The organism is Streptomyces sp. DT2A-34 (assembly GCF_030499515.1).
Lineage (GTDB): Bacteria > Actinomycetota > Actinomycetes > Streptomycetales > Streptomycetaceae > Streptomyces.
The window spans coordinates 8,637,199-8,658,912 of the sequence record NZ_JASTWJ010000001.1 but is presented as its reverse complement, the minus strand read 5'-3'; the positions used below and the strand labels follow the sequence as shown (position 1 = coordinate 8,658,912).

The 21,714-nt window shown below is 70.0% G+C and carries 26 protein-coding genes; 14 read left to right on the top strand and 12 right to left on the bottom strand.

Annotation, left to right across the window (positions count from 1 at the left end):
* Positions 1-838: 838 nt before the first annotated feature.
* The 5 genes from QQM39_RS38715 to QQM39_RS38695 all read left to right on the top strand — a co-directional run bounded on the left by QQM39_RS38715 (position 839) and on the right by QQM39_RS38695 (position 3,334).
* Positions 839-1,195 carry a hypothetical protein gene (locus QQM39_RS38715; protein ID WP_302002277.1) on the top strand — a complete coding sequence of 119 codons (357 nt, stop codon included), beginning with the start codon at positions 839-841 and terminating at the stop codon, positions 1,193-1,195.
* A 366-nt stretch (positions 1,196-1,561) separates the two neighbouring features.
* A complete protein-coding gene (locus tag QQM39_RS38710) occupies positions 1,562-1,978 on the top strand; it encodes a hypothetical protein (RefSeq protein WP_302002276.1) in 417 nt (138 codons plus the stop codon).
* Positions 1,975-2,928 (top strand): integrase, encoded by a 954-nt coding sequence (locus QQM39_RS38705; protein ID WP_302002275.1) that lies wholly within the window; start codon positions 1,975-1,977, stop codon positions 2,926-2,928. Before QQM39_RS38710 ends, QQM39_RS38705 begins: the two co-directional genes overlap by 4 nt.
* Positions 2,925-3,062 (top strand): UDP pyrophosphate phosphatase, encoded by a 138-nt coding sequence (locus tag QQM39_RS38700; RefSeq protein WP_302002274.1) that lies wholly within the window; start codon positions 2,925-2,927, stop codon positions 3,060-3,062. The genes QQM39_RS38705 and QQM39_RS38700 overlap by 4 nt, the downstream gene beginning before the upstream one ends.
* A gap of 92 nt (positions 3,063-3,154) precedes the next feature.
* On the top strand, positions 3,155-3,334 hold the full coding sequence (locus QQM39_RS38695; protein WP_078504336.1) for a hypothetical protein: 180 nt from the start codon (positions 3,155-3,157) through the stop codon (positions 3,332-3,334).
* 96 nt (positions 3,335-3,430) lie between these two features.
* On the opposite strand, the gene QQM39_RS38690 is transcribed toward QQM39_RS38695, so the two are convergent.
* Positions 3,431-4,036: a DUF4291 domain-containing protein gene (locus tag QQM39_RS38690; RefSeq protein ID WP_302003880.1), complete on the bottom strand. Its 606-nt coding sequence runs from the start codon at positions 4,034-4,036 to the stop codon at positions 3,431-3,433.
* A gap of 136 nt (positions 4,037-4,172) precedes the next feature.
* Between QQM39_RS38690 and QQM39_RS38685 the strand changes: the two genes are divergently transcribed.
* Both QQM39_RS38685 and lnt read left to right on the top strand, forming a co-directional pair.
* Entirely contained in the window at positions 4,173-4,658 is a 486-nt protein-coding gene (locus QQM39_RS38685) for a nuclear transport factor 2 family protein (RefSeq protein WP_302002273.1), read from the top strand.
* A gap of 71 nt (positions 4,659-4,729) precedes the next feature.
* Positions 4,730-6,310 (top strand): apolipoprotein N-acyltransferase, encoded by a 1,581-nt coding sequence (gene lnt, locus QQM39_RS38680; RefSeq protein WP_302002272.1) that lies wholly within the window; start codon positions 4,730-4,732, stop codon positions 6,308-6,310.
* Here the strand turns inward: lnt and QQM39_RS38675 are convergent.
* Positions 6,234-7,139 (bottom strand): Gfo/Idh/MocA family protein, encoded by a 906-nt coding sequence (locus QQM39_RS38675; protein ID WP_302003879.1) that lies wholly within the window; start codon positions 7,137-7,139, stop codon positions 6,234-6,236. The two genes, lnt and QQM39_RS38675, sit on opposite strands and share 77 nt — an antisense overlap.
* A gap of 666 nt (positions 7,140-7,805) precedes the next feature.
* Here QQM39_RS38675 and QQM39_RS38670 point away from each other — a divergent pair.
* Both QQM39_RS38670 and QQM39_RS38665 read left to right on the top strand, forming a co-directional pair.
* Complete coding sequence (locus tag QQM39_RS38670; protein WP_302003878.1) at positions 7,806-8,315, top strand: DinB family protein; 510 nt, start codon at positions 7,806-7,808, stop codon at positions 8,313-8,315.
* Between the two features lie 273 nt (positions 8,316-8,588).
* Positions 8,589-8,954 (top strand): hypothetical protein, encoded by a 366-nt coding sequence (locus QQM39_RS38665; protein WP_367669572.1) that lies wholly within the window; start codon positions 8,589-8,591, stop codon positions 8,952-8,954.
* A 12-nt stretch (positions 8,955-8,966) separates the two neighbouring features.
* Here the strand turns inward: QQM39_RS38665 and QQM39_RS38660 are convergent, their stop codons facing one another.
* The 7 genes from QQM39_RS38660 to QQM39_RS38630 form a co-directional block, all read right to left on the bottom strand.
* Complete coding sequence (locus QQM39_RS38660; protein ID WP_302002270.1) at positions 8,967-9,422, bottom strand: hypothetical protein; 456 nt, start codon at positions 9,420-9,422, stop codon at positions 8,967-8,969.
* Between the two features lie 124 nt (positions 9,423-9,546).
* Positions 9,547-10,230, bottom strand: coding sequence for a uracil-DNA glycosylase (locus QQM39_RS38655; protein ID WP_302002269.1), 684 nt, complete (start codon positions 10,228-10,230; stop codon positions 9,547-9,549).
* Positions 10,231-10,348: 118 nt separating this feature from the next.
* A complete protein-coding gene (locus tag QQM39_RS38650) occupies positions 10,349-11,932 on the bottom strand; it encodes an ABC transporter substrate-binding protein (RefSeq protein ID WP_302002268.1) in 1,584 nt (527 codons plus the stop codon).
* A gap of 219 nt (positions 11,933-12,151) precedes the next feature.
* Entirely contained in the window at positions 12,152-12,913 is a 762-nt protein-coding gene (locus QQM39_RS38645) for an SDR family oxidoreductase (protein WP_302002267.1), read from the bottom strand.
* 20 nt (positions 12,914-12,933) lie between these two features.
* On the bottom strand, positions 12,934-13,695 hold the full coding sequence (gene fabG, locus QQM39_RS38640; RefSeq protein WP_048586257.1) for a 3-oxoacyl-ACP reductase FabG: 762 nt from the start codon (positions 13,693-13,695) through the stop codon (positions 12,934-12,936).
* A gap of 126 nt (positions 13,696-13,821) precedes the next feature.
* Positions 13,822-14,232: a DUF3037 domain-containing protein gene (locus QQM39_RS38635; protein WP_302002266.1), complete on the bottom strand. Its 411-nt coding sequence runs from the start codon at positions 14,230-14,232 to the stop codon at positions 13,822-13,824.
* The gene (locus QQM39_RS38630; RefSeq protein ID WP_302002265.1) at positions 14,229-14,984 is read right to left on the bottom strand and encodes a HipA family kinase; all 756 of its coding nucleotides are present in this window, start codon (positions 14,982-14,984) and stop codon (positions 14,229-14,231) included. Before QQM39_RS38630 ends, QQM39_RS38635 begins: the two co-directional genes overlap by 4 nt.
* 220 nt (positions 14,985-15,204) lie before the next feature.
* Here QQM39_RS38630 and QQM39_RS38625 point away from each other — a divergent pair, with 220 nt between their 5' ends.
* On the top strand, positions 15,205-15,693 hold the full coding sequence (locus tag QQM39_RS38625; protein WP_302002264.1) for a Rieske (2Fe-2S) protein: 489 nt from the start codon (positions 15,205-15,207) through the stop codon (positions 15,691-15,693).
* Here the strand turns inward: QQM39_RS38625 and QQM39_RS38620 are convergent.
* Complete coding sequence (locus QQM39_RS38620) at positions 15,680-16,330, bottom strand: cysteine hydrolase (protein WP_302002263.1); 651 nt, start codon at positions 16,328-16,330, stop codon at positions 15,680-15,682. The genes QQM39_RS38625 and QQM39_RS38620 overlap by 14 nt on opposite strands.
* A 160-nt stretch (positions 16,331-16,490) precedes the next feature.
* Here QQM39_RS38620 and QQM39_RS38615 point away from each other — a divergent pair, with 160 nt between their 5' ends.
* Positions 16,491-16,961 carry a pyridoxamine 5'-phosphate oxidase family protein gene (locus QQM39_RS38615; protein ID WP_302002262.1) on the top strand — a complete coding sequence of 157 codons (471 nt, stop codon included), beginning with the start codon at positions 16,491-16,493 and terminating at the stop codon, positions 16,959-16,961.
* A 6-nt stretch (positions 16,962-16,967) separates the two neighbouring features.
* Here QQM39_RS38615 and QQM39_RS38610 read toward each other — a convergent pair whose 3' ends face one another.
* Positions 16,968-17,870: a LysR family transcriptional regulator gene (locus QQM39_RS38610; protein WP_302002261.1), complete on the bottom strand. Its 903-nt coding sequence runs from the start codon at positions 17,868-17,870 to the stop codon at positions 16,968-16,970.
* A 74-nt stretch (positions 17,871-17,944) separates the two neighbouring features.
* Here QQM39_RS38610 and QQM39_RS38605 point away from each other — a divergent pair, with 74 nt between their 5' ends.
* Positions 17,945-18,880, top strand: coding sequence for a DMT family transporter (locus QQM39_RS38605; protein ID WP_302002260.1), 936 nt, complete (start codon positions 17,945-17,947; stop codon positions 18,878-18,880).
* Between the two features lie 124 nt (positions 18,881-19,004).
* Here QQM39_RS38605 and QQM39_RS38600 read toward each other — a convergent pair whose 3' ends face one another.
* Positions 19,005-20,336 carry an aminotransferase class I/II-fold pyridoxal phosphate-dependent enzyme gene (locus QQM39_RS38600; protein WP_302002259.1) on the bottom strand — a complete coding sequence of 444 codons (1,332 nt, stop codon included), beginning with the start codon at positions 20,334-20,336 and terminating at the stop codon, positions 19,005-19,007.
* 35 nt (positions 20,337-20,371) lie between these two features.
* On the opposite strand from QQM39_RS38600, the gene QQM39_RS38595 reads away from it, so the two are divergent.
* The gene (locus QQM39_RS38595) at positions 20,372-21,055 is read left to right on the top strand and encodes a pyridoxamine 5'-phosphate oxidase family protein (RefSeq protein WP_302002258.1); all 684 of its coding nucleotides are present in this window, start codon (positions 20,372-20,374) and stop codon (positions 21,053-21,055) included.
* On the top strand, positions 21,055-21,687 hold the full coding sequence (locus QQM39_RS38590; protein WP_302002257.1) for an FMN-binding negative transcriptional regulator: 633 nt from the start codon (positions 21,055-21,057) through the stop codon (positions 21,685-21,687). Before QQM39_RS38595 ends, QQM39_RS38590 begins: the two co-directional genes overlap by 1 nt.
* Positions 21,688-21,714: the final 27 nt, after the last annotated feature.

Below are 21,714 nucleotides of genomic sequence, written 5' to 3'. Positions count from 1 at the left end.
TGAGCCAAAGCTTTCCCATGTGGTGAGCATGGCCTTGAGGCGGGTGCACCTGTAGAAGAACCCAGCAGCTTGGCCCCGTGTCCCCATCCGGAACATCGGCTGAACATACCTATCCAGGCCGGCTCCTGCGGGCTTTGCGCCATGGGCGCGGCCGGACTCCCTGACGGCATCCGCCGCGGGACTGCGTATAGCTCGACCGGACCGCTGCCCTGCCTGCCGACCGGGTCGGCGCCACCGCGAAGAGGTGGCGCTCCGGCGCGGGGGGCTGGATCCGCGACCTCAGAATCGCGTGAGCTGCTCCTTGGCCAGAGCTTCGAGCGTCCCGGCCCCGGCGGCTTAGGCCCGGGCCGCCAGCCGGCCCCAGCTCCTGACCAACACGCGTACAGGGTGCGATCACATAGACCCCAAAGGTCTACTCCGGCGCGCCGTCCCCACCAGCATGTGACCGAGGCTCACGTGCATGGCCAGCTACAGACATTCAGAGCCAAGGGATTCGACAAGAGCTCGATAGCGATCGACTGGGCAAGTGAGTAGCTACTTTCCTTGAAGGGCGGAAGATCCTGATTGACGAGTCGAGACGCCAGTCGTTAGGCTTTCAGAGTGAGCTTTGATAGGCGAACCGGAGCGTCACCCATGAGGACTTGACACACACCAGGAACCGACTCGACATCATCGCTGCAGCACAGCGTCGGCAGTGCCGCAGCTTCAAGGTGCACTCCGCGCTGACACGCAAGGACCAGCCGTCTACGAGTTCGTACAAGTTCCTGCACTCGCTTCATGTCCGGGTGTCTACCAGCTGACGAAGCACCCAACCAGCCCGAGACGGAAGAGAGGTGCCATGACTAGTCCGGAGGCAAACCGCACCGGTGCCGAGCGCAAGGCCATAATCGAGGCAGCCATTCAGGCCCTTGAGCAGGGCGAGGTGATGCTCACCCCACGGGAAGCGGCCCGCGCCATCGGCTGCGGCGAGAGGTGGCTTCGAGATGGGGCCAACCATCGCGGCTTCCCTCACCACCGCTTCGGCAAATTCCTGCGGTTCAGCCTCCAGGACTGCCGCGAAATCCGGGAGATTCACCGTGCGATGGCCCGGCCGTCGGCACTGGCCAAGGCCCGCCGTCGCAAAGCCACTACACGTAAGTCCACTGGCAGCGGCCCGGCTACACCGGCCTCCGTCCGCCTCAAGCCCGTCGCGTGAGGCGACCCCTAAGGGTATGCCGCGACCGGCAGCCTCACCCCGACTTGCTCCTCCCAGATGAAGGAGCGCATAGGTCGGCTCGCTCCGCCGGACCCGCCCTGACGTGAGAAAACTCCCGGACCAGGGCGGGTTTTCCCATGCCCGGCAACCTGCACGTCACCCCAACGCGGCTTCTTGACTCACCAAGTGATGGTGTGTCCGTTGCGGACGGTCCGAGTCATGGGGGGTATCCCGGCCGTTCCACGCCAGGCTCCGGGCCGCATCCAAGGGGTGCATGCCTGATCCCCGCAGCCCCACACCCCGCGACACATCTGCCTCATTCAACTGCCGAACTCTTCCCCTACCGCCCAGAAAGAGAGACACCTGATGCCCTACACCGAGTGGCGCGGCAACTTCTGCCGCGTCCGCTGGAAGACCGGCCGCATCAAGCCGAACGGGAAGCCCGAGTACGACAGTCAGGGTGGCTTCACCGACGAGGAGGTCGCCTACGCGTACGGACTGGACCGGGAATCCGACGTTCGCAACGCGCGCTACATAAGCCGCCGCGACGGAAGCATCCTCATGTCCACCTACTGCCCCAAGTGGCTCAAGACGCAGGACGTCGGGCACCTGCGATGGCGAACGATCGACGGTATCCTGCGCAACCACATCGTGCCCTACTGGGGCGAGACCTCCGTGGGCGACATCAAGGCCCCGACTACCGCGCATGGGGTCTCCATCTGGACGCCCAGCCCGGTGTCGGTGACGCGTACGCCAGAGAGATCCGGCTGGTGTTCAGCATGATCATGGACGATGCGGTCGATGACAGCCTACGGGCCGAATCACCGGTGAAGAAGAAGTCCCGACGCGGCAAGTACACGAAGAAGCCCCGGGAGAAGAAGCAGGACATGCAGATAAAGGAGGTGCACCAGCTTGCCCTCAATGCACTTACCTTCTGGGGCTTCGCCGGTTATGTCTTTTTCCTGACGATGCCGTTCACGGTCATGCGGCCTGCCGAGCTCTACGCTCTGCGCCGCGAGTTCTGCCACCCGAACTGGCCGGCCTCAGACCCCGACCTTGAACGGCGGAAAGAAGCCCTGGAGCGCTACGGGCCAACGGCACTGCCCGCGCTGCGCGTCCAGTGGCAGTTCCAACGCGAGTTCGGCAAGGGACCGGTGAAGCTCTTCCCGCCAAAGTACGAATCCCATCGAAATCCCTCCCTCCCCGGATTCCTCGCGGAGCTGCACACGGCGCTCCTCGCCACCCTTGACCACGAGTACCTGTTCCCGGCCATTGGCGGCGGGCTACTGGCCAACGCAAACTTCAGCTACTCCTACTGGCAGCCGGTCTCGCGCGGTCGACCGGCCTCCGAGGAGTTCGAGAGGGTTCGCCTGGGCCAGCCCCAGCTGGTCACCTCCCGCCGCCCCCTTCCGGAGGTCCCTGCGACCGCATACGCCGGGAAGCGGCTGTACCTGCTTCGTCACGGCGGCAAGGAGTGGTTGGACGAAGATCGACACAGTCGCATCGCCGTGGAGACCCGCATGGGCCACGAGGTCGCCGGCGTGGAAGGTCTCTACTCGCACGTTACCCTGACCATGGAGCAGGAAATTGCCGATTCGCTGCAAACCAGGTGGCTGCGGTTCGTGGCCAGCGAGGGAGAGCACTGGAGAGTGTCATCTCCCACTGCTCTCCCATTCGATCTTGAAGAGTGGTGGAAACAGCAGGTCAAAGCCGCTCAGGACCTCGACGCTTGAACTGGTTCATGAAGTTCATCTCGACCAAGAGCTTCATGCCGTTCGTCTGGTACCGCATCGCGCTCGGCATCGTCATCATCGCCCTCGTGGCCACCGGCGCCCTCAGCCCGCACGCGGCGGAATCAGCGGGCTGACCCGGGCGGCACGAAAGCCCGTGACCAATCACATACGTGGTGCGTAGCCGTCCGGTAGCGCACTGTCAGTCCTTGCCCCTAGGCTTGTCCGCATGTCCCCCCATTCCTTAGGCCCTGGTTCCGTGCGGTCTGCTGCCGAGGTGAACGAGGAGATACGCGCCCTGTGGCTGCGCGCGGGCGGCTCCCTGTCGGCTCAGGAGCGCGCGGAGTACGAGCTGTTGGTGGTCGAGTGGGCGGCCGCCATCCGCGGTGAGGTCATCGAGGCGGCCTGACGCCGAAACACCGGGTCGGCGAGACTCCGGGGCGCGAGACTCCGGGGCGGCCGGCCCCAGTTGATGATCCGCCGCCGTCTGGACTCGTAGTCGTCTCTAGGCTCGCAGATGCGCGAGGACCTCGTCCTCCAGCGGATACGGCCGCTCCTGTGGCAACAGCTCGGCCGCACGGTCCAGTTCACCCGCCCGCACGCGCGCGTGGATCTCCGTGGCGAGCGGTGTCACGTCCTCGATGCCGACGATCCACTCGTCCGCGTACCGGGCGGCCGCCTCGCCGGTGAGCCCCAGTTGCAGGGACCGGTATGGCAAGGGGTTGAGGTGCAGATCGCGCTCCGGATCCCACTGCACGCGCGCGGGTGCCGTCCTCAACTGCCGCTTCCAGGCGCCCTGGTCGCCGTGCAGGACGGGGACGTGGTGGGAGAGGCACGCGTGGCGCAGCGCCCATGCGAAGCCGTCCCGGCTGATCTCGACGGCGAGGACGGTCTCCTGGTTCTCCTTCGTGGCCCAGCCGCAGCGGTACATCATCCAGAGGAACGACGGCTTGATCCATGTCATGCGGTCACGGCTCCAGGACGACGGAAAGCGGCCGTCACGGGCGGCTGCCCGGCCGATCTCGGGGCGGTAGGCCTGGTAGACGGTCACCGTGGACTCGGTGTGGTGGGTGCGTATGCGGAACCTGGGTTCCTGCTGGACCGGCTGCACGGGCCGGTCGTTCGGGTCGTTCTGGTTGTTCTGGTTGTTCACGGGGAACAGCCTCGCCCCCCGCCCCCGCCGACATCCACCGAATATCGCCGCACGCCCTCTTGGCTCCGACCACCTCATGCCCAACACTGAGCCGATGACGCAGCGTGTGGAACTCGCGACCCTGAGGGACCGGCTCGCGGTCGACGAACTGATCACCGACTATGCCGTGGCCGTCGACGACGGCGACTGGGCGGCGTACCGGGACCTGTTCGCCCCCGGCGGACGCGCGGACTACCGCTCGGCCGGTGGCATAGAGGGGGACGCCGGACAGGTCGCCGTTTGGCTCGCCGAGAGCATGCGGGTCTTCTCGATGCGGCAGCATCTCATCGTCAACCGCCGGGTGCGCTTCGGGATCCTCGAACAGGACGACGGCGACACGGCCCGGGTCCAGGCCGAGTACATCAATCCGATGCGGTTCGCCGAGCACGGCGACGGCTGTGCCGCGCCCGACTTCGTGTGCGGCGGCCGGTACGCCTTCGGGCTGCTGCGGACGTACGACGGCTGGCGGCTGCGCGAGGTGGTCGTGCAGGAGAAGTGGCGTCGGCTGCCCGACCGGATCGCGTCGGCGATGATCGACTGAGCGGGGTCCCACTGTCCGCTGTCAGTGCCGGCGAGCACACTGGAAGGACCACGAGGCAGGGAGGCCACCGCATGAAGACGATCAGCCACTGGCTCGCCTCGCCGTGGCGGCGCTCGGCCGCGGCCGCGGCGGCCGGTGCGCTGCCCGTGCTCGCCTATCCGGAGCCGTCGCTGTGGTGGTTCGCGTACGTCGCGCTGGTCCCGTGGATCGCGCTGCTGCGCTCCGCGCCGACCGGAAAGCGGGCGCTGTACGACGGCTGGTGGGGCGGGTTCGGCTTCATGCTGGCCATGCACCACTGGCTGCTGCCGAACCTGCATGTGTTCACGTTCGTCCTCGCCGCCCTGCTCGGCGCGCTGTGGGCCCCCTGGGGCTGGCTGGTGCGGCGTTTCCTCGCCGCGAGGCCGTCCCCGGGCCGGGTCGCGGCGGCCCTGGCCGTCCTGCCGTCGGGCTGGCTGCTGATCGAGCTCGTCCGTTCCTGGCAGGGACTCGGCGGGCCGTGGGGCGTGCTGGGCTCCAGCCAGTGGCAGGTGGAGCCCGCACTCCGGCTGGCATCGGTGGGCGGGGTGTGGCTGATCAGCTGGCTCGTGGTGGCCGTCAATGTCGCGGTCGCCGTGCTGGTGGCGGTGCGGAGGTGCCGGGTGCCCGCGGTGGCCGGGCTCCTCGCCACGGCCGTCGCCACCTCGGCCGTGTGGGTGTGGTCACCGCGCCCCGACGTCGACGACCGGGTCCGGATAGCTGTCGTACAGCCGGGCGTGATCCAGGGCGTCCGCGGCCCCGACCGCCGGTTCGACCGGGAGGAGCAGCTCACCCGCGAGCTGGCCGGCCAGGATGTCGACCTGGTCGTCTGGGGCGAGAGCAGCGTCGGCTACGACCTCGGCGACCGGCCCGACTTCGCCCGGCGCCTCGCCGCGCTCTCCCGCGAGACGGGGGCGAACATCCTGGTCAACGTGGACGCACGGCGCTCCGACAAGCCCGGCATCTACAAGAGCTCGATCCTCGTGGGCCCGGACGGCCCGACCGGCGCCCGCTACGACAAGATGCGGCTGGTCCCCTTCGGGGAGTACATACCGCTTCGCTCGATGCTGGGCTGGGCGACCTCCGTGGGTGAGGCGGCGGCCGAGGACCGCAGGCGCGGCACGGAGCAGGTCGTGATGGACGCCGGACACGGGCTTCGGATCGGCCCGATGGTCTGCTTCGAGTCCGCGTTCGCCGACATGAGCCGCAACCTCGCCGACAACGGCGCCCAGGTGCTGATCGCCCAGTCGGCGACCTCGACGTTCCAGCAGAGCTGGGCCCCCGAACAGCACGCCTCGCTCGCCGCGCTGCGCGCCGCCGAGACCGGCCGGCCGATGGTGCACGCGACGCTGACCGGCGTCTCCGCCGTGTACGGCCCGAGCGGGCAGCGCCTCGGTTCCTGGCTGGGCACGGACGCGAGCACGAGCGCGGTCTACGAGGTGCCACTGGCCGACGGTGTCACACCGTACGTCCGCTTCGGCGACTGGCCGGTGCAGGCGGCGCTGCTGATCGTCGCCCTCTGGGGCGCGAGCGAGGGCATACGGACCCTGCGGCTGCGGTTCAGGCGGCCCGCTCCTGAACCGCGTGTACAACCCGCTCGCACAGCTCATGGGTCGCCAGCGCGTCCCGGGCGCTGAGCACCTTGCCCGCGCGCACGGCATCGAGGAAGGCCAGCACCGCCTGCTCGATGCCGCGCTGCCGGGCCACCGACACCCAGTCCCCGCGCCGCCGCACGGTGGGCTGGCCCTTGTGGTCGACGACCTCGGCGAGGTTGAGCACCTGGCGCTTGGTGTCCTGCCCGGACACCTCAAGGATCTCCTCGGCCGAACCGCTGAGCCGGTTCATCACGCCGAGGGCGGTGAAGCCGTCCCCGGCGAGCTGCAGCACGACGTGATGCAGCAGACCGCCCTCGACGCGGGCGCGCACGGTCACGTCGTCGACCGGGCCCGGCACCAGGAAGCGCAGGGTGTCCACGACGTGGATGAAGTCGTCCAGGATCATCGAGCGCGGCTCTTCCGGCAGTCCGATCCGGTTCTTCTGCATCAGGATCAGCTCGCGCGGATGGTCGGCGCACTGCACATAGCCGGGGGCGTAACGCCGGTTGAAGCCGACGGCGAGGCTCACGTTCCGCCGCTCGGCGAGCGCCACCAGCCGTTCGGAGTCGGCGAGATGGTAGGCGAGCGGCTTGTCGACATACGTCGGCACGCCCGCCTCCAGCAGCCGGGTCACGATCTCCGGGTGCGCGACGGTGGGCGCGTGCACGAAGGCGGCGTCGAGGCCTTGGGCGAGGAGCGAGTCGAGGTCCGCGTGCCGCCGCTCCGGCGGCAGGTGGAGGCTGTCGGCGACCCGGGCGAGCGTCGCGGGCGTACGGGTCTGCAGATGCAGTTCAACCCCGGGCTGGACACCGAGCACCGGCAGATAGGCCTTCCGCGCGATGTCACCGAGTCCGATGCAGCCGACCTTCACGGGGTGTTCTCCTCTGGTGGTTGCCTGCCGTGGCCTTCCCGGCAGCATACGGCGGCTACGGGGGCCACCGGCCGGCGATGCCCGCGAAGCCTTCGGGAACGGCAAGGGCGCGGCCTGGGACATGGCGACGGTCACCGTGTTCCCTACGGCGATCCCGGCATGGTCGGCCATCAGGTTGAGGCGGGCAGCCTTGACGGCCTGGCGGGCTGTGGTGGTCGTACCCGGCAGGCCGGCCCGCGGGTACGCGGCGAGGTCGTCGGCGCGGGCAGCGAGCACGACGGCGTCCTCGATGGCGGTTGCCGCACTGCCCCGGCGCCAGCGGCCCGGCGTACCCGGCGTCGCCTACCGGGGCGACGCACAAGCGGGGGCCGTGCGACCGCGGTGGCGTCGACGGCCCCGGCCCGGCACGTGCCGTCCCGGGCCGCCCGTCCGCCCGGGCGGACGGGCCGACAGGCGGACGGGCGGATGTTCAGCCGCGTGGCCGGGGCCTTCGGCACCGAGGCGCCGAACCTGGCGGAGGTGCGGCAGGCCGCGCGAGTTGCCGGCCGGGATGCTCGGCCGGTGACGCCGCGCACTTGGGCACTCGTGGGCACCGCAGAACTCCTGGCACTCAAGGGCACCGTAAAACTCCTGGTGGGCTCAGGGGAGTTGAGCGAGGATTCGGGGATGACCATCGAACGCAATGAGCCCGCCACCACCGCCGACGAGCGCGCCATGCTGGAGGGCTGGCTGGACTACCACCGGCAGACCCTCGCCTGGAAGTGCGAAGGCCTGACCGACACCCAGCTCAAAACCGCCTCCGTGGAGCCGTCCGAGCTGACCCTGCTGGGGCTGATGCGGCACATGGCGGAGGTGGAGCGGTTCTGGTTCCACGAGATACTCCTGGACGACGACCTCGGGGTCCTCTACTGCAGCGAAGAGGACCCGGACGGAGACTTCCACTTCACCGAGGCCGACACCGGGGACGAGGCGCGCACCACCTGGCAGACCGAGATCGACAACGCCCGTCGCAACGCGGCCGCCTTCGGTCTGGACGACATCTCCAAGGGCAGGAGCCGCAGGGGGGAACCGTTCAACCTGCGCTGGATCATCACCCACATGATCGAGGAGTACGCCCGCCACAACGGCCACGCCGACCTGATCCGCGAGCGCCTCGACGGTGCCACCGGCGACTAGGACGTCAGCCGCGAGGGGCCCGCGCCGCCCGTACGGGGACAGAGATCACCCGTGCGGAGCAACCTCTGCTCGTCCGCTGTCCCAACGGCCGCCGGCCCCAGCAGAGTTGCGCGGGTGCATCGAACGACGACCACCGCAACGCTCCTGGTCACCGTGGCCGTCTCGGCCCTCTCGGGCTGCGTGACGGTCCCGCCGTCACCGTCGCCCGTCCCACCGACGGCACCGTCCCAGTCGCCGACGCGGCAGCCGGGCGGGCAGACGGACCCTCGGATCGTGCAGGCACCGGCTCGCGAGGCCCTGGCGCAAACCGGACCGTCCCCCAGCCCGGCCCCCACGACGTCCGCCGCACAGCCCGCGTCCCCCACCGCCCCACCCCAGGCGCACAGACCACCAGCCCCGCGCTCGCACCCCCACCCCCGTCCGCATCCCCAGCACCCCCGTCCCCAGCACCGGGAACCCCACCGCCCGGCCGTCGACACCCCGAAACGGCCGCACATCGAGACCCCCGACATGTCCGGGTCGGTCCGCAACGAGGTCCCGAAAGGGAACGCGGACCTCTGCACGCTGGGCAAGAAGTACGGCGGCTGGAGGGCGGACAGCCCCGAGTCGAGGATCTGCGAGCAGACGTACGGCCATTGAGGTGCGCTGCCGCTACGGCCCCTCCCCCAGCCACGCCTCCAACCGCCGAAGCTCCGCCCGCACCCCATCCCCGTAGCTGTCGTCCCGCAACGCCCCCACGGCTCCCCGCGCCCGGCGCAGATGCACCCGGGCGGCCTCCGCACGGTCGAGCTTCACATAGTCGGCGGCCAGATTCAGATGCAGCGAGGGATACAGGGCCCGTACGGCAAGCGCACCGCCGGCGCCCTCGGCCTCGGTCAACGCCCGCAGATCCCAGGCCAGTTCGTCCGAGGGGTCGTCCTGTGTGTCCGCCAGGTAGTGCGCCAGCGTGCAGCGGTGCAGTGGGTCGCCGTCCTCGCCCAGCTCGGTCCACAGGTCCAGCAACCGGCGCCGGGCCTCCTCGCGGTCCCCGGCGTGATGCAGAATGACGACCTGCCCGATCCGCGTCAGCACCGCGTCCGGCGCCGCCTGCTCCTGTTGCTCCGCCACCGCGTCCTCCGGGCCCTCGTCGGCTGGTCTCTCCCGACGCTAACGGCCCGCACCGGCAATCCCGGTCAGGCGGCTCCGTACGGAACCGGGCCGGTCCGGCGAACGACCGGCCCGGTGGAGCGCGTCAGCCCAGGTCGGGGATCCGCCAGTCGATCGGCTCGTGCCCCTGCCGGGCCACCGCCTCGTTGATCTGCGTGAACGGGCGGGACCCGAAGAACTTCTTCGCCGACAGCGGCGAGGGGTGCGCCCCCTTGACCACGACGTGCCGCGTCTCGTCGATGAGCGGGAGCTTCTTCTGCGCGTAGTTGCCCCACAGCACGAACACCGCCGGGTCGGGCCGGTGGGCCACGGCGCGGATCACCGCGTCGGTGAACTTCTCCCAGCCCTTGCCCTTGTGCGAGTTGGCCTCACCGCCGCGGACCGTGAGGACGGCGTTGAGCAGCAGGACGCCCTGCTGGGCCCAGGGCATCAGATAGCCGTTGTCGGGGACGGGGAGGCCGAGCTCCTCCTTCATCTCCTTGTAGATGTTCCGCAGCGACGGCGGCGTCTTCACTCCGGGGCGGACCGAGAAGCACAGGCCGTGCCCCTGGCCTTCGCCGTGATACGGGTCCTGGCCGAGGATCAGGACCTTCACCTGCTCGTACGGCGTCGCGTCCAGCGCGGCGAAGACCTCCTCGCGCGGCGGGTGGACGGGACCCTTCGCCCGCTCCTCCTCGACGAACTCCGTCAGCTCCTTGAAGTAGGGCTGCTGCAGCTCGTCACCCAGAACCCCGCGCCAGGACTCGGGCAGCATGGCGATGTCGGTCACGTCAACTTCCTTACGATGTGCGGCGAACGGTGGGAGGTGACCGCCGCGCGGTCACTTCCAGGCCTCCGAACCTACAGGCGGGCACTGACAATCGCCCCGCCCACCGCACATCCCGCCGCTACCAGCTGGTCTTGCGGTACAGCTCCCCCACCATCATGATCGTCGACGGGTCCAGCGCCCGCTCCGCGCCCGAGATCTCCGCGCTCGCGGCCACGTACTGCCGGCCCTGCCACAGCGGCAGCAGTCGCGCGTCCTCGACGAGGATCCGCTGGGCCTCCTCGAAGTCCTTGACCACGTTGGCGCGGTCGCTCTGGGAGCGCGAGTTGGGCAGCAGCGTCTCGGTGATCTTGGGCGTCACATACGGCGTACCGAGCGCGTTCTGCTTGCCGACGAACGGCGCGATGAAGTTGTCCGCGTCCGGGAAGTCGGGGAACCAGCCACGCCCGAACACCGGGTACTCGCCGTTCTGGTAGCCCGCGACGTAGGTCTTCCAGGGGCGGCTCTTGAGGGTGATCTCGAAGAGACCGGACTTCTCGAGCTGGCTCTTCAGCTCCTGGAACTCCGCCTTGGTGGCGGAGCCGTAGCGGTCGCTGGTGTACCAGAGCGTGAGCGGGACGGGCGTCGTGATGCCGGCGTCGGTGAGGAGCTTGGCGGCCTTGGTCTCGCTGGGCTCGCCGTAGTCGTCGAAGAAGCCCGTGGTGTGTCCGGTCAGGCCCTTGGGGACCATGGAGTACAGCGGCTCGACGGTGTCCTTGTAGACCTTGTGGGCGATCGCGGGGCGGTCGATGACCTGGGCGATGGCCCTGCGGACGGCGGACTTGCCCGCCATGGGGTCCTTGGGGTTGAAGACGAGGTAGTTGATCTCGGTGCCGGAGCCCTCGATCAGCTGGAGTTCGTCGTCATCGTCGGCCTGGATGTCGACGATGTCGTCGGCGGCGAGGCCACGGAAGGCGACGTCGAGCTCCTTGTCGCGCAGCGCGGCGACCATGGTGGGCGAGTCCTGGAAGTAACGGATGGTCACCGCGTCGTTCTTGCGCTCCGCGTGCCCCTGGTAGCCCTCGTACTTGACCAGCTCGGCCTGCTGGCCCTCGTCGTACGAGTCGAGGGTGTACGGCCCGGAACCGACGACGGTGGTGTCGTCCTCGCGCAGCTTGTCGGCCGGGTAGTCCTCGGGGTCGACGATCGACATGGCGGGCGTGGCGAGCACGAACGGGAAGGTCGCGTCGGCCTTGTTGAGGTGGAAGACGACCTCTCGGTCGTTGAGCACCTGAACCCGTTCGAGGCTGCCCAGCAGACCGGCGGGTCCGCCGTTGACGTTGATCGTCCGGATGCGGTCGATCGAGTACTTGACCGCCTGCGCGTCGAGGGTGTGCCCGTCGGAGAACTTCAGGCCCTCGCGCAGCTCGCACTTGTACTTCATGTGCGAGCTGTCGGTGAACTGGCAGCTCTCGGCGGCGTCGGGCTCGGGCGCGCTCGCGCCGGAGGGGTAGCTCAGCAGCGTCTGGTAGATGTTCCGGAACAGTTCCCAGGAGCTGTCCCAGGACGCGGCGGGATCAAGGGTGCTGGGGGCTGCGGTCGTCCCCACCACGATCGCGGCCTCCTCATCCGTCGAATCGGACGAGAGGACGCCGCACCCTGCCACCAGGGACGATATGGACGCGATGGCCGCCACCTGCCGCAGGCGTCGGATCCGGTTGAACACGCGCACGCTCCTCGATCTGCCATGCCAAGGGTCGGCAAAACATACCGCAGTGTTCCGGCCGGTGGACCTCCAGTCTCAGGAGCACTTGCTCACCTCTGCGGTGACTACGTTGTCAAGGGCCGTTGATCTCCCGATACGCCGACACGGGCGCCGCTGGTGTCCAGCAGCGCCCGTGTCCTGAGTCCTGTGTCCTGTGTCCTGTTTTCTGAGTCGCCTGCGTCAGCCGACGCCGGCGTTGAGGAAGATGCCGCCGTCGACGACGAGCGTCTGCCCGGTGACCCAGTCGGACTGGTCCGAGGTGAGGAACGCGGCGGCGCCGCCGATGTCGGAGGGCACGCCGAGCCGGCCCAGCGGGTAGGACGCGGCGGCCTCCGCCTCCCGGCCCTCGTACAGGGCCTCGGCGAACTTGGTCTTCACCACGGCCGGGGCGATCGCGTTGACCCGTACCTTGGGCGCGAACTCGTGCGCCATCTGCTGGGTGAGGTTGATCATCGCGGCCTTGCTGACGCCGTAGGCGGCGATGAACGGCGAGGGCGCGATGCCCGCGACGGAGGCGATGTTGACGATCGCGCCGCCGTTGTCCTTCTGCCAGGCGTGCCAGGTCTTCTGAGCGAAGCCCAGCGCCGAGATCACGTTGGTCTCGAAGACCTTGCGCGCGACACCCAGGTCGAGGTCGGCGAGCGGCCCGAACACCGGGTTCGTGCCGGCGTTGTTGATCAGGTAGTCGACGCGGCCGAAGGCCTCCATGGCGCGCTCGACGGCGACGGCCTGGTGGGCCTCGTCGTGCGCCTTGCCGGCCACGTAGACGGCGCGGTCGGCGCCGAGCTGCTCGACGGCCTCCTTGAGGGCGTCCTCGCCCCGGCCGGTGATGACGACGCGGTCGCCGCGGGCGACGAGCGCCTCGGCGACGCCGTAGCCGATGCCGCGGCTGCCGCCCGTGACGAGGGCGACCTTGCCGGAGAGTTCAGGCAGTCCAGTCATGTCCGTGTGTCCCCAGTTCCCTAGTCGAGCGGTCCGCCGGCGACGTACAGCACCTGGCCGGAGACGAAGCCGGCCGCCTCGCCGGTGAAGAAGGCGATGGCGTTGGCGATGTCCTCCGGCTCACCGACCCGGGCCACCGGGATCTGGGTGGCGGCGGCGGCCTTGAAGTCCTCGAAGCCCATGCCGACGCGGTCGGCGGTGGCCTTGGTCATCTCGGTGGCGATGAAGCCGGGGGCGACGGCGTTGGCGGTGACGCCGAACTTGCCGAGCTCCTTGGCGAGGGTCTTGGTGAAGCCCTGGAGACCGGCCTTGGCGGCGGAGTAGTTGACCTGGCCGCGGTTGCCGAGCGCGGAGGACGAGGAGAGGTTGACGATCCGGCCGAAGCCCGCGTCCACCATGTGCTTCTGACAGGCCTTGGACATCAGGAAGGCGCCGCGCAGGTGCACGTTCATGACGGTGTCCCAGTCGGCGACGCTCATCTTGAACAGCAGGTTGTCACGGAGCACACCCGCGTTGTTGACCAGGATCGTCGGGGCACCGAGCTCCTCGGCGATCCGCGCGACGGCCGCCTCGACCTGCGCCTCGTCGGAGACGTCGCAGCCGACCGCGATGGCCTTGCCGCCGGCCGCGGTGATCTTCTCCACGGTGTCCTTGCAGGCGGCCTCGTCGAGGTCGATCACGGCGACCGCGCGGCCCTCGGCGGCCAGGCGTACGGCGGTGGCGGCGCCGATGCCGCGCGCTCCGCCGGTGACTACGGCGACCCGCTGCTCAGTGGTGGACATGGATGACTCTCCTCGGGTGAGCGACCGCTTAGTACCTTCGATGGACGTGACGCTAGAAGTCCTGGCACGCGGTGTCAACGGCCACCGCACGCATGTGATCCATTACCTGATCCGTAACCCGGTTTGTCACTTCACCAACAGATCGAGCAGCCGCTCCGCCTCGGCCGCCGGATTCGAGGTGAGCCCGGTGTGCACGGGCCCCGGCTGGACGACCGTCGAGCGGGGCGCGATCAGCCAGCGAAAGCGCCGGCCGGCGTCGTCACCCCCGGCCTGCCCCGCCGCGTCGCCGCCCGCGCAGACGCCCTCGACGGCCCGGAGTGCGGCCCGCACTCCGGCGACATCGGCATCGGCGTCCAGCGCGCGCAGTCTGGTCTCGTCCAGGTGGGTCCGGGCGGCGACGAAGGACCGGGCGCGGCAGTACACCAGCACGCCGGCGTTGAGGCACTCCCCGCGCTCGATGCGCGGGACGACCCGCAGCAGCGCGTACTCGAAGACGTCCTGCGTGCGGGAACGGGTCCCCAGGGTGCGCTCGCTCACTTGATCCCCTCGATGCGTTCGTGGATGACGGCGGCCCGTGCGACCAGTGGCTGCGTGTACGCCCTCCGGAGCGCGTCCGCCGACTCGAACCCCGGTTCGTCCGCCAGCCACACGCCGGGGATCTCGGCGGTCACCTCGGCGAGCAGTTCCTCGGTGACCAGCGGCGCCAACTCGGCCGCGGCTGCCCGCACATCCGGGGCGAAGGAGGCCAGGGCATGCTCGGAGGCGTCGTACGGGCGCGCCGCCGAAGCCTGTGCCCCGGGCCAGTTGTGCTGCCAGATCATGGTCGCGCCGTGGTCGATGAGCCACAACTCGCCCTGCCACATCAGCAGGTTGGGGTTGCGCCAGGAGCGGTCGACGTTGTTCACCAGGGCGTCGAACCAGACGATCCGGCCGGCGTCTTCCGGGCTCACCTCGAACGCGAGGGGGTCGAAGCCGAGCGCGCCGGAGAGGAAGTCCATGCCGAGGTTGGTGCCGCCGCTGGACTTGAGCAGCCCCTGCACCTCCTGGTCGGGTTCGCCGAGCCCCAGTACCGGGTCGAGCTCCACGGTCACCAGGCGGGGCACCCGGAAGCCCAGCCTGCGGGCGAGTTCACCGCAGACGACCTCGGCGACCAGCGTCTTGCGGCCCTGTCCGGCACCGGTGAACTTGATGACGTACGTCCCGAAATCGTCGGCCTCGACGAGCCCCGGCAGCGAGCCGCCCTCACGCAGGGGCGTGATGAAGCGGGTCGCGATGACTTCCTTGAGCATCGCCCCAGGTTACTGGCGCGGAGGCGGGGCACGGGGCGGCCCGGGCGGGCGACGGCGGGTTTGCGCCGACAGCGGATCGACAGCGCCGGACAGTGAACCGACAGCTCCGCTTTACCCACCTCTTCGCCGGACCGGGTCAAGATTTCGACTGCGTCTGAACAGCCGGTCCCGAAGGACCGTACCTCTCGCCAGATCAAGAATCCGTGGAAGGAACTTCAGCATGACCAGCAAATCAGTTCAGCCGGTGTCGGGCCCGAGTCGCCGTACCGTCGTGGCGGCGGTCGGCTCGGCGGGGCTCGCCGTTGCGCTGACCGCGTGCGGGTCGGACGACGACGCGTCCGGCTCGTCCACCGAACAGGGCGCCGCCAGTGGCGGTGCGAGCACCGAAGCGAGTGGCTCGTCCGGCGAGGCCGGTGCCGGTGGTGCGGCGCTCGCGAAGACCGGCGACATCCCGGAGGGCGGCGGCAAGGTCTTCAGCGACGAGAAGGTGGTGGTCTCGCAGCCGACGGCCGGTGACTACAAGGCCTTCTCGACGATCTGCACCCACCAGAACTGTCCGATGACGGACCTGCAGGGCGACACGATCACCTGCGCCTGCCACAAGAGCCAGTTCTCCGTCCTGGACGGCAGCGTGAAGAAGGGGCCCGCCACCGAGCCGCTGGCCGCCAAGCAGATCAGCGTGACGGGCGACTCGATCACCCTCGCCTGACCCGGCGCGGGCGCTTGAAGCCGTCCAGTACCTCGTCCGTGGTCGCGACCGTGGCGACCAATGCGAGGGTGTGGCGGATCATCGCGGGGGTGTAGTCGGAGGGCGCCCCCGCGATGGCGTCCCGCGGCACGACCACGACGTAACCCCGGTTCACGGCGTCGAAGACGGCGTTGGGGATCGCCACGTTGGCCGAGACTCCGGTGACGATCAGCGTGCGGCAGCCGAGGTTGCGCAACAGGGCGTCGACGTCGGTGCCCTGGATCGGGGACAGGCCGTGCAGCCGTCGTACGACGAAGTCCTCCTCGGCGACCTCGATCGGCGCCGCCACGCGTACGGCGGCCGTGCCGGACAGCTGCTGGACGGGGAGCCGTTCGGCGGCCCGGAAGAGGCGGGCGTTGCGGCCCGCGCCGCGGCCGTCGGGGCGGCGTTCGGCGATCGCGTGGATCACCTGGACGCCGCTCTCGTGGGCGGCCGCGACCAGCCGGGCGACGTTGGCCAGGGCTCCCGAGGAGCGGGCCTGCTCGGCGAGTTCGGGCAGCGCGCTGTCCGGTCCGACGACGCCCTGCTGGCACTCGACGGTGAGCACGACCGTGGTCGCGGGGTCGAGGAGGTCGCTGAGTTCGGCGTACGACGGCATGGGTCCCCCTGTGACCGACGGCGGCGTGGGGCGGCGAGCGTAGCCACGTTCGGGTGAGGACGGAACCACCATTGCGTGTGGACGGAAGACGACCCATCCTTTTCTGACGTGATGTCAGAGGATCTCTCCTCTGACACGACGTGAGAGAAGAGGGGGCCGCATGACCGTCACTGAGCAGCGCCGGGGCCGGAAGATCATGATGACGCCCGGTGAGCTGGACGAGTTCCTCACCAGCCAGCGCACCTGCCGGGTCGCCACGGTGTCCGCCGACGGCTTCCCGCATGTCAGCGCCCTGTGGTTCGCCTGGGACGGCACCTCGCTGTGGCTGTACTCGGTCGTCCGCAGCAAGCGGTGGGCCGAGATGCGCCGCGATCCGCGGGTCGCCGTCGTGATCGACACGGGTGAGGAGTACGAGCAGCTGCGCGGCGTCGAGCTGTCCGGAACCGTCGAGTTCGTGGGCGAGAGCCCTCGCGTCGGCGAGCTGCGCGCCGAACTCGACGTGCCCGAGACGCTGTTCGCGCGCAAGAACTTCGGCCTCGACGAGATGCCGCACGACGGCCGGCACGCGTGGGTGCGGCTGACGCCCGAGAAGATCGTGTCCTGGGACTTCCGGAAGCTGGGAGCGCTGTAGGCGGCGTCAGGAGACGTTCGCCCCTGCCTCTTGCAGCGCCCGCACCGCCGCCCGGATCGACGGTCGGCGGTCGGCGTCGGCTCGCCAGACGACGTACACATGGCGCCGCACCCGCTGCTTCAACGGCACGGTCACCACCCCCGCGGGCATCGGGTGCCGCCCCAGCAGCGGCGCGATGCACACGCCGAGTCCGGCCGCGACCAGCGCCAGCTGGGTGTGTGTCTCAGGGGCGCGGTGGCCGAGAAGGGGCTCGATGCCCTTGGAGCGCAGCGTGAACATCAGCCACTCGTGGCAGAACTCGCCCTCGCCCCAGGTGATCCACTCGTCCTCGGCGAACTCGGCGAGGTCCACCTCGTCCCGGTCGGCGAACCGGTGCCCCGCGGGCATCGCCACGTCGGCCGGATCGTCCAGGATGTGCGCCTTGACCAGGCCCTCGGGCAGCGCCATCGGCTTGTTGTACCAGTCGAGCACGACGGCCAGGTCGAGGTCGCCGCGGATCACCCCGGCGATGCCGCTCTCCGGCTCCAGCTCGCAACTGCGCACGCGCAGCGCGGGATGCGCCGTGCGCAGGGCGGAGAGCGCGGCCGGGAACAGCCCTCGGGCGCCCGTCGGGAACGCGGCCAGCCGCAACTCACCGACGACCTTCCCGCGCTGCGCCTCCAGGTCGGACTGGGCCAGCTCGACCTGCGACAGGATGCGCGCCGCGTGCTCGGCCAGCAGCCGGCCCGCGTCGGTGAGCCGGACACCCCGGCCGTTCTTGGCGAGGAGCTGCTGGCCGACCTCCCGCTCCAGCTTCGACATCTGCTGCGACACGGCCGACGTCGTGATGTGCAGCCCCTCGGCCGCGCCGCTGACCGAGCCGTGCCGGGCGAGGGCGTCGAGGGTGCGCAGGCGCTCCAGATTCAACATGTAAGCAATGCTACGAGATATCGCGTGCGAAATCTCGATTGTGCTACGAGATCAGCTGCAGCATCGTTGCTGCCATGACCACCGCCACGACGTCCCGCAACCCGGCCGAGGCCGCCGCCCGCCCACTCCCCCGCGCCCGCCTCGACTGGCGTCTGCGCTTCGCCGCCCTGTCCCTGATCTGGGGCTTCAGCTTCCTGCTCATCAAGGTGGGCACCGACGGCTACGCACCCTTCCAAGTCACCCTCGGGCGGCTGGTGTTCGGTACGGCCGTACTGGCGGCGGCGATGGCGGTGAAGCGGGAGCGACTGCCGCGCGGGGCGCGCACGTGGGGGCATCTGACGGTCGCCGCGTTCCTGCTCAACGCGCTGCCGTTCTCGTTGTTCGCGTACTCCGAGCTGACGATCCCGTCCACGCTCGCCGGCATCTGCAACGCGACCTCGCCGCTGTGGGGCATGGCCCTGTCCCTGGTCGCCCTCTCCGAGGACCGGCCGACGCGGGTCAGGGTCGCGGGTCTCGGGATCGGCTTCCTCGGTGTGCTGACGGTGCTCGGGGCGTGGCAGGGCTTTCACGGGCTGGATGCCACGGGGACGGTGATGGCGCTGCTGGCCTCGTTGAGCTACCCGATCGGCTGGATATACGTACGGCGTACGCTGGCCGGGTCCCGTGAGTCGCATCTGTCGCTGACCGGGGCGCAGTTGCTGCTGGCCACGGTGCAACTGGCCGTTGTGACGCCGGTGTTCACGTCCGTGCCGAGCAGCTTTCCGGTGCTGCCTCTGCTCGCGATCGTGGCGTTGGGTGCGCTCGGTACAGGGCTCGCGGTCCTGCTGCAGTACGGGCTGGTCGCTGAGGTGGGGCCGACCACGGCTCAGATGGTCACGTACTTCATTCCGGTCATCGCCACGGCTGCGGGGGTGGCTGTCCTCGGGGAATCTCTGAGCTGGTCGACGCCGGTGGGTGCGGTGGTCGTTCTTGTGGGGGCGGCGCTTACTCAGGTCAAGCGGGGCGCCTAGTGGGGTGGGGGCGGGGAGTGTTGGCGGCTGCGGGCCGATTGTGGCTGGTCGCGCCCACGCGGCGGAGCCGCACATCGATACAGCCCCGCGCCCCAAAAAGCAGGTTGGCTGCACCCGCCCCTGTCTAGACGTAACCCCTCGGCGGTGCTGAGCCAACCGCCTTCGCCACCGCGTCTGCCAGCGGGGCGATCTCGTCGGCGCCGAGCGTCGCGATGGTGATGCGGATCCCAGGCGGCGCACTCATGCGGAAGCGGGCGCCTGGTGCTACGGCCCAGCCGGCGTGCAGTAGCCGGGCCACGGCGCCCGTCTCGTCGGGCACCGGAATCCACACGTTCAGCCCGCTGCGTCCGTGTGCCGTGATCCCCCGCTCCGCCAGCGCGGCGATCAGCGCGTCCCGGCGCGCGGCGTACGCCGCCGCCACCGCCTTCGGGTCGACAGCGCCGTCGGCCCACAGTCGCGCCAAGGCCCGCTGACCGATGCGGCTGACCCAGCCGGGGCCGAGGCGCTGGCGGCCTCGCACCCGGTCGACGGTGACGGCGTCGCCGGTGAACACGGCGAGCCGCAGGTCGGGGCCGTACGCCTTGGCGGCCGAGCGGACGAACGCCCAGGAGCGGGTAACGCCGGCCAGAGCGTGCAGGGGCAGGTCGACGATGCCGTGCCCGTGGTCGTCCTCGATGAGCAGGACGTCGGGGTGGTCCTTCAGCACGGATTGCAGGGCACGCGCGCGTGCGGCACTCACGACCGCGCCCGTCGGGTTCTGCGCCCGGTCGGTGACGATCAAGGCGCGCGCCCCCGCTTCCAGGGCCCGGCGCACGTCGTCCGGGAGCGGGCCCTCGTCGTCCACGCCGACAGGAGCCGTCCGCAGCCCGACGGCCGGGACCAGGTCGAGCAGGCTGCCCCATCCGGGATCCTCGACGGCGACGGCGTCGCCGGGCTTGAGGTGGGCCGCGAGGACCCGTTCGATCATGTCGAGCGAGCCGGAGGTGACGGCGATCGGCCCGTCCGGGACTCCGTCGGCGTCGAGCGCGGCCCGCGCGATGCGCGCCAACTCCGGATCCACAGCCTCGTCCCCATACATGACGGGCGCGCGGTCGTTCTGTTCGGCGGCCGCCGCGAACGCCTTGGCCAACGACGGCAGCAGCATCGGGTCCGGGTTGCCGGTGGCCACGTCCCGTACGCCCTCCGGTACGTCCACCCGGATGGACTCGCGCCCGGTCGTGGCCGGCTTGGGCCGCACCCGGCTGCCCCGACGCCCCGCCGTCTCGATCACCCCGCGCTCACGCAGGATGCGATACGCGGCCGCGACGGTATTGGGGTTCACGCCCAGCGTGACCGCCAACTCCCGCATGGGCGGCAGCAGTTGCCCCGGTTCCAGTTCCCCGTCCCCGACCGCGCGCTCGACGCTCGCCGCGATCTCGGCTGCGCGTCGCCCTTCGATCCGATATCCTTCTAGCACAAACCACATTATGCACTAGTGCAATGGAGAGCGCAATGCAGGGGACCCAGCAGCCGACGTCGCCGCCCGCCGCCTACACGCCGACCGACCGCACCGTCCCCACGCGCTCCCCGGACCGGGCGTCGTACGACAAGGAACTGGTGCACGCGATACTCGACGAGGCCTACGTCTGCCATCTCGGCTTCGTGCGCGACGGCGCGCCGGTCGTGCTGCCCACACTGTTCGGCCGGGTCGGCGAGACGCTCTACGTGCACGGCTCGACGGGCTCGCGCCCGCTGCGGATGACCGGCCGGGCCGACCCGGGGCTGCCGGTGTGTCTGACGGTCACGCATGTCGACGCGCTGATCCTGGCCCGCTCGGCGTTCCACCACTCGATCAACTACCGGTCCGTGGTGGTGCACGGCCTCGCGTACGACGTGACGGACCCCGAGGAGAAGCGGGTCGCGCTCGACGCCCTGGTCGACCACGTGGTGCCGGGCCGGTCGGCCGACTCCCGCCCCGCCAACAAGAAGGAGCTGGCGGCCACCGCCGTGATCCGCCTCGACCTGACCGAGGTCTCCGCCAAGCTCCGCACGGGCGGCGTGAACGACGAGCCCGAGGACCTCACCCTCCCCCACTGGGCCGGCGTCGTCCCCCTGCGCAAGGGCTATGACACGCCCGTCGGGGACCCCGGCCTGGCCCCGGGCACCGAGCTCCCCGACTACCTCGGAGCCCTGTGATGCTGATCCACCCCTGGGACGCGCCCCGCGACGACGCGGAGTGGCAGGCGTGGCTGGACGTCCACGACTTCGGGCAGCTCGTCGTCAACGGGCTGGACGGCGAGCCGCCGTATGTCCAGCCGCTGCACTTCGCGTACGACGCCGAGCGGGGTGAGGCCGTGACGCACCTGGCCCGCCCCAACCCGATGTGGCCCGCGCTGCTGGCGAACCCCGAGGTGGTCCTGAGCGTGGTCGACGACTATGCCTACGTACCCGGCCCTTGGCAGGCCGACCCGGACGGCCCGTCCGAACACGGCACGCCCACGAGTTTCTACGCGGCGGTCCAACTCCGTTGCCGGGCCCGTCCGGTGGACGACCCGGCGGAGAAGGCCGCGCTCCTCAACCGTCAGGTCGGCCATTTCCAGCCGGAGGGCGGCTCGGCGCAGGTGGCGGTGGGTGAGGTGCCGTACGGGCGGATGTTGCCGGGGATTCGAGGGCTGCGGCTCGAAGTGACCGGTGTACGGGCGAAGTTCAAGTACGCCGGGCATCGGTCCGCACCGGTGCGGGACCGGATCGCGGCCGAGCTGGCGAGGCGCGGTGGTCCGGGGGACACCGCGGCCCGCGAGCACCTGCTGCGACGGCGAGGAGCCTGAGCGTGGGGCCCTGCGAAGAGACAGGGC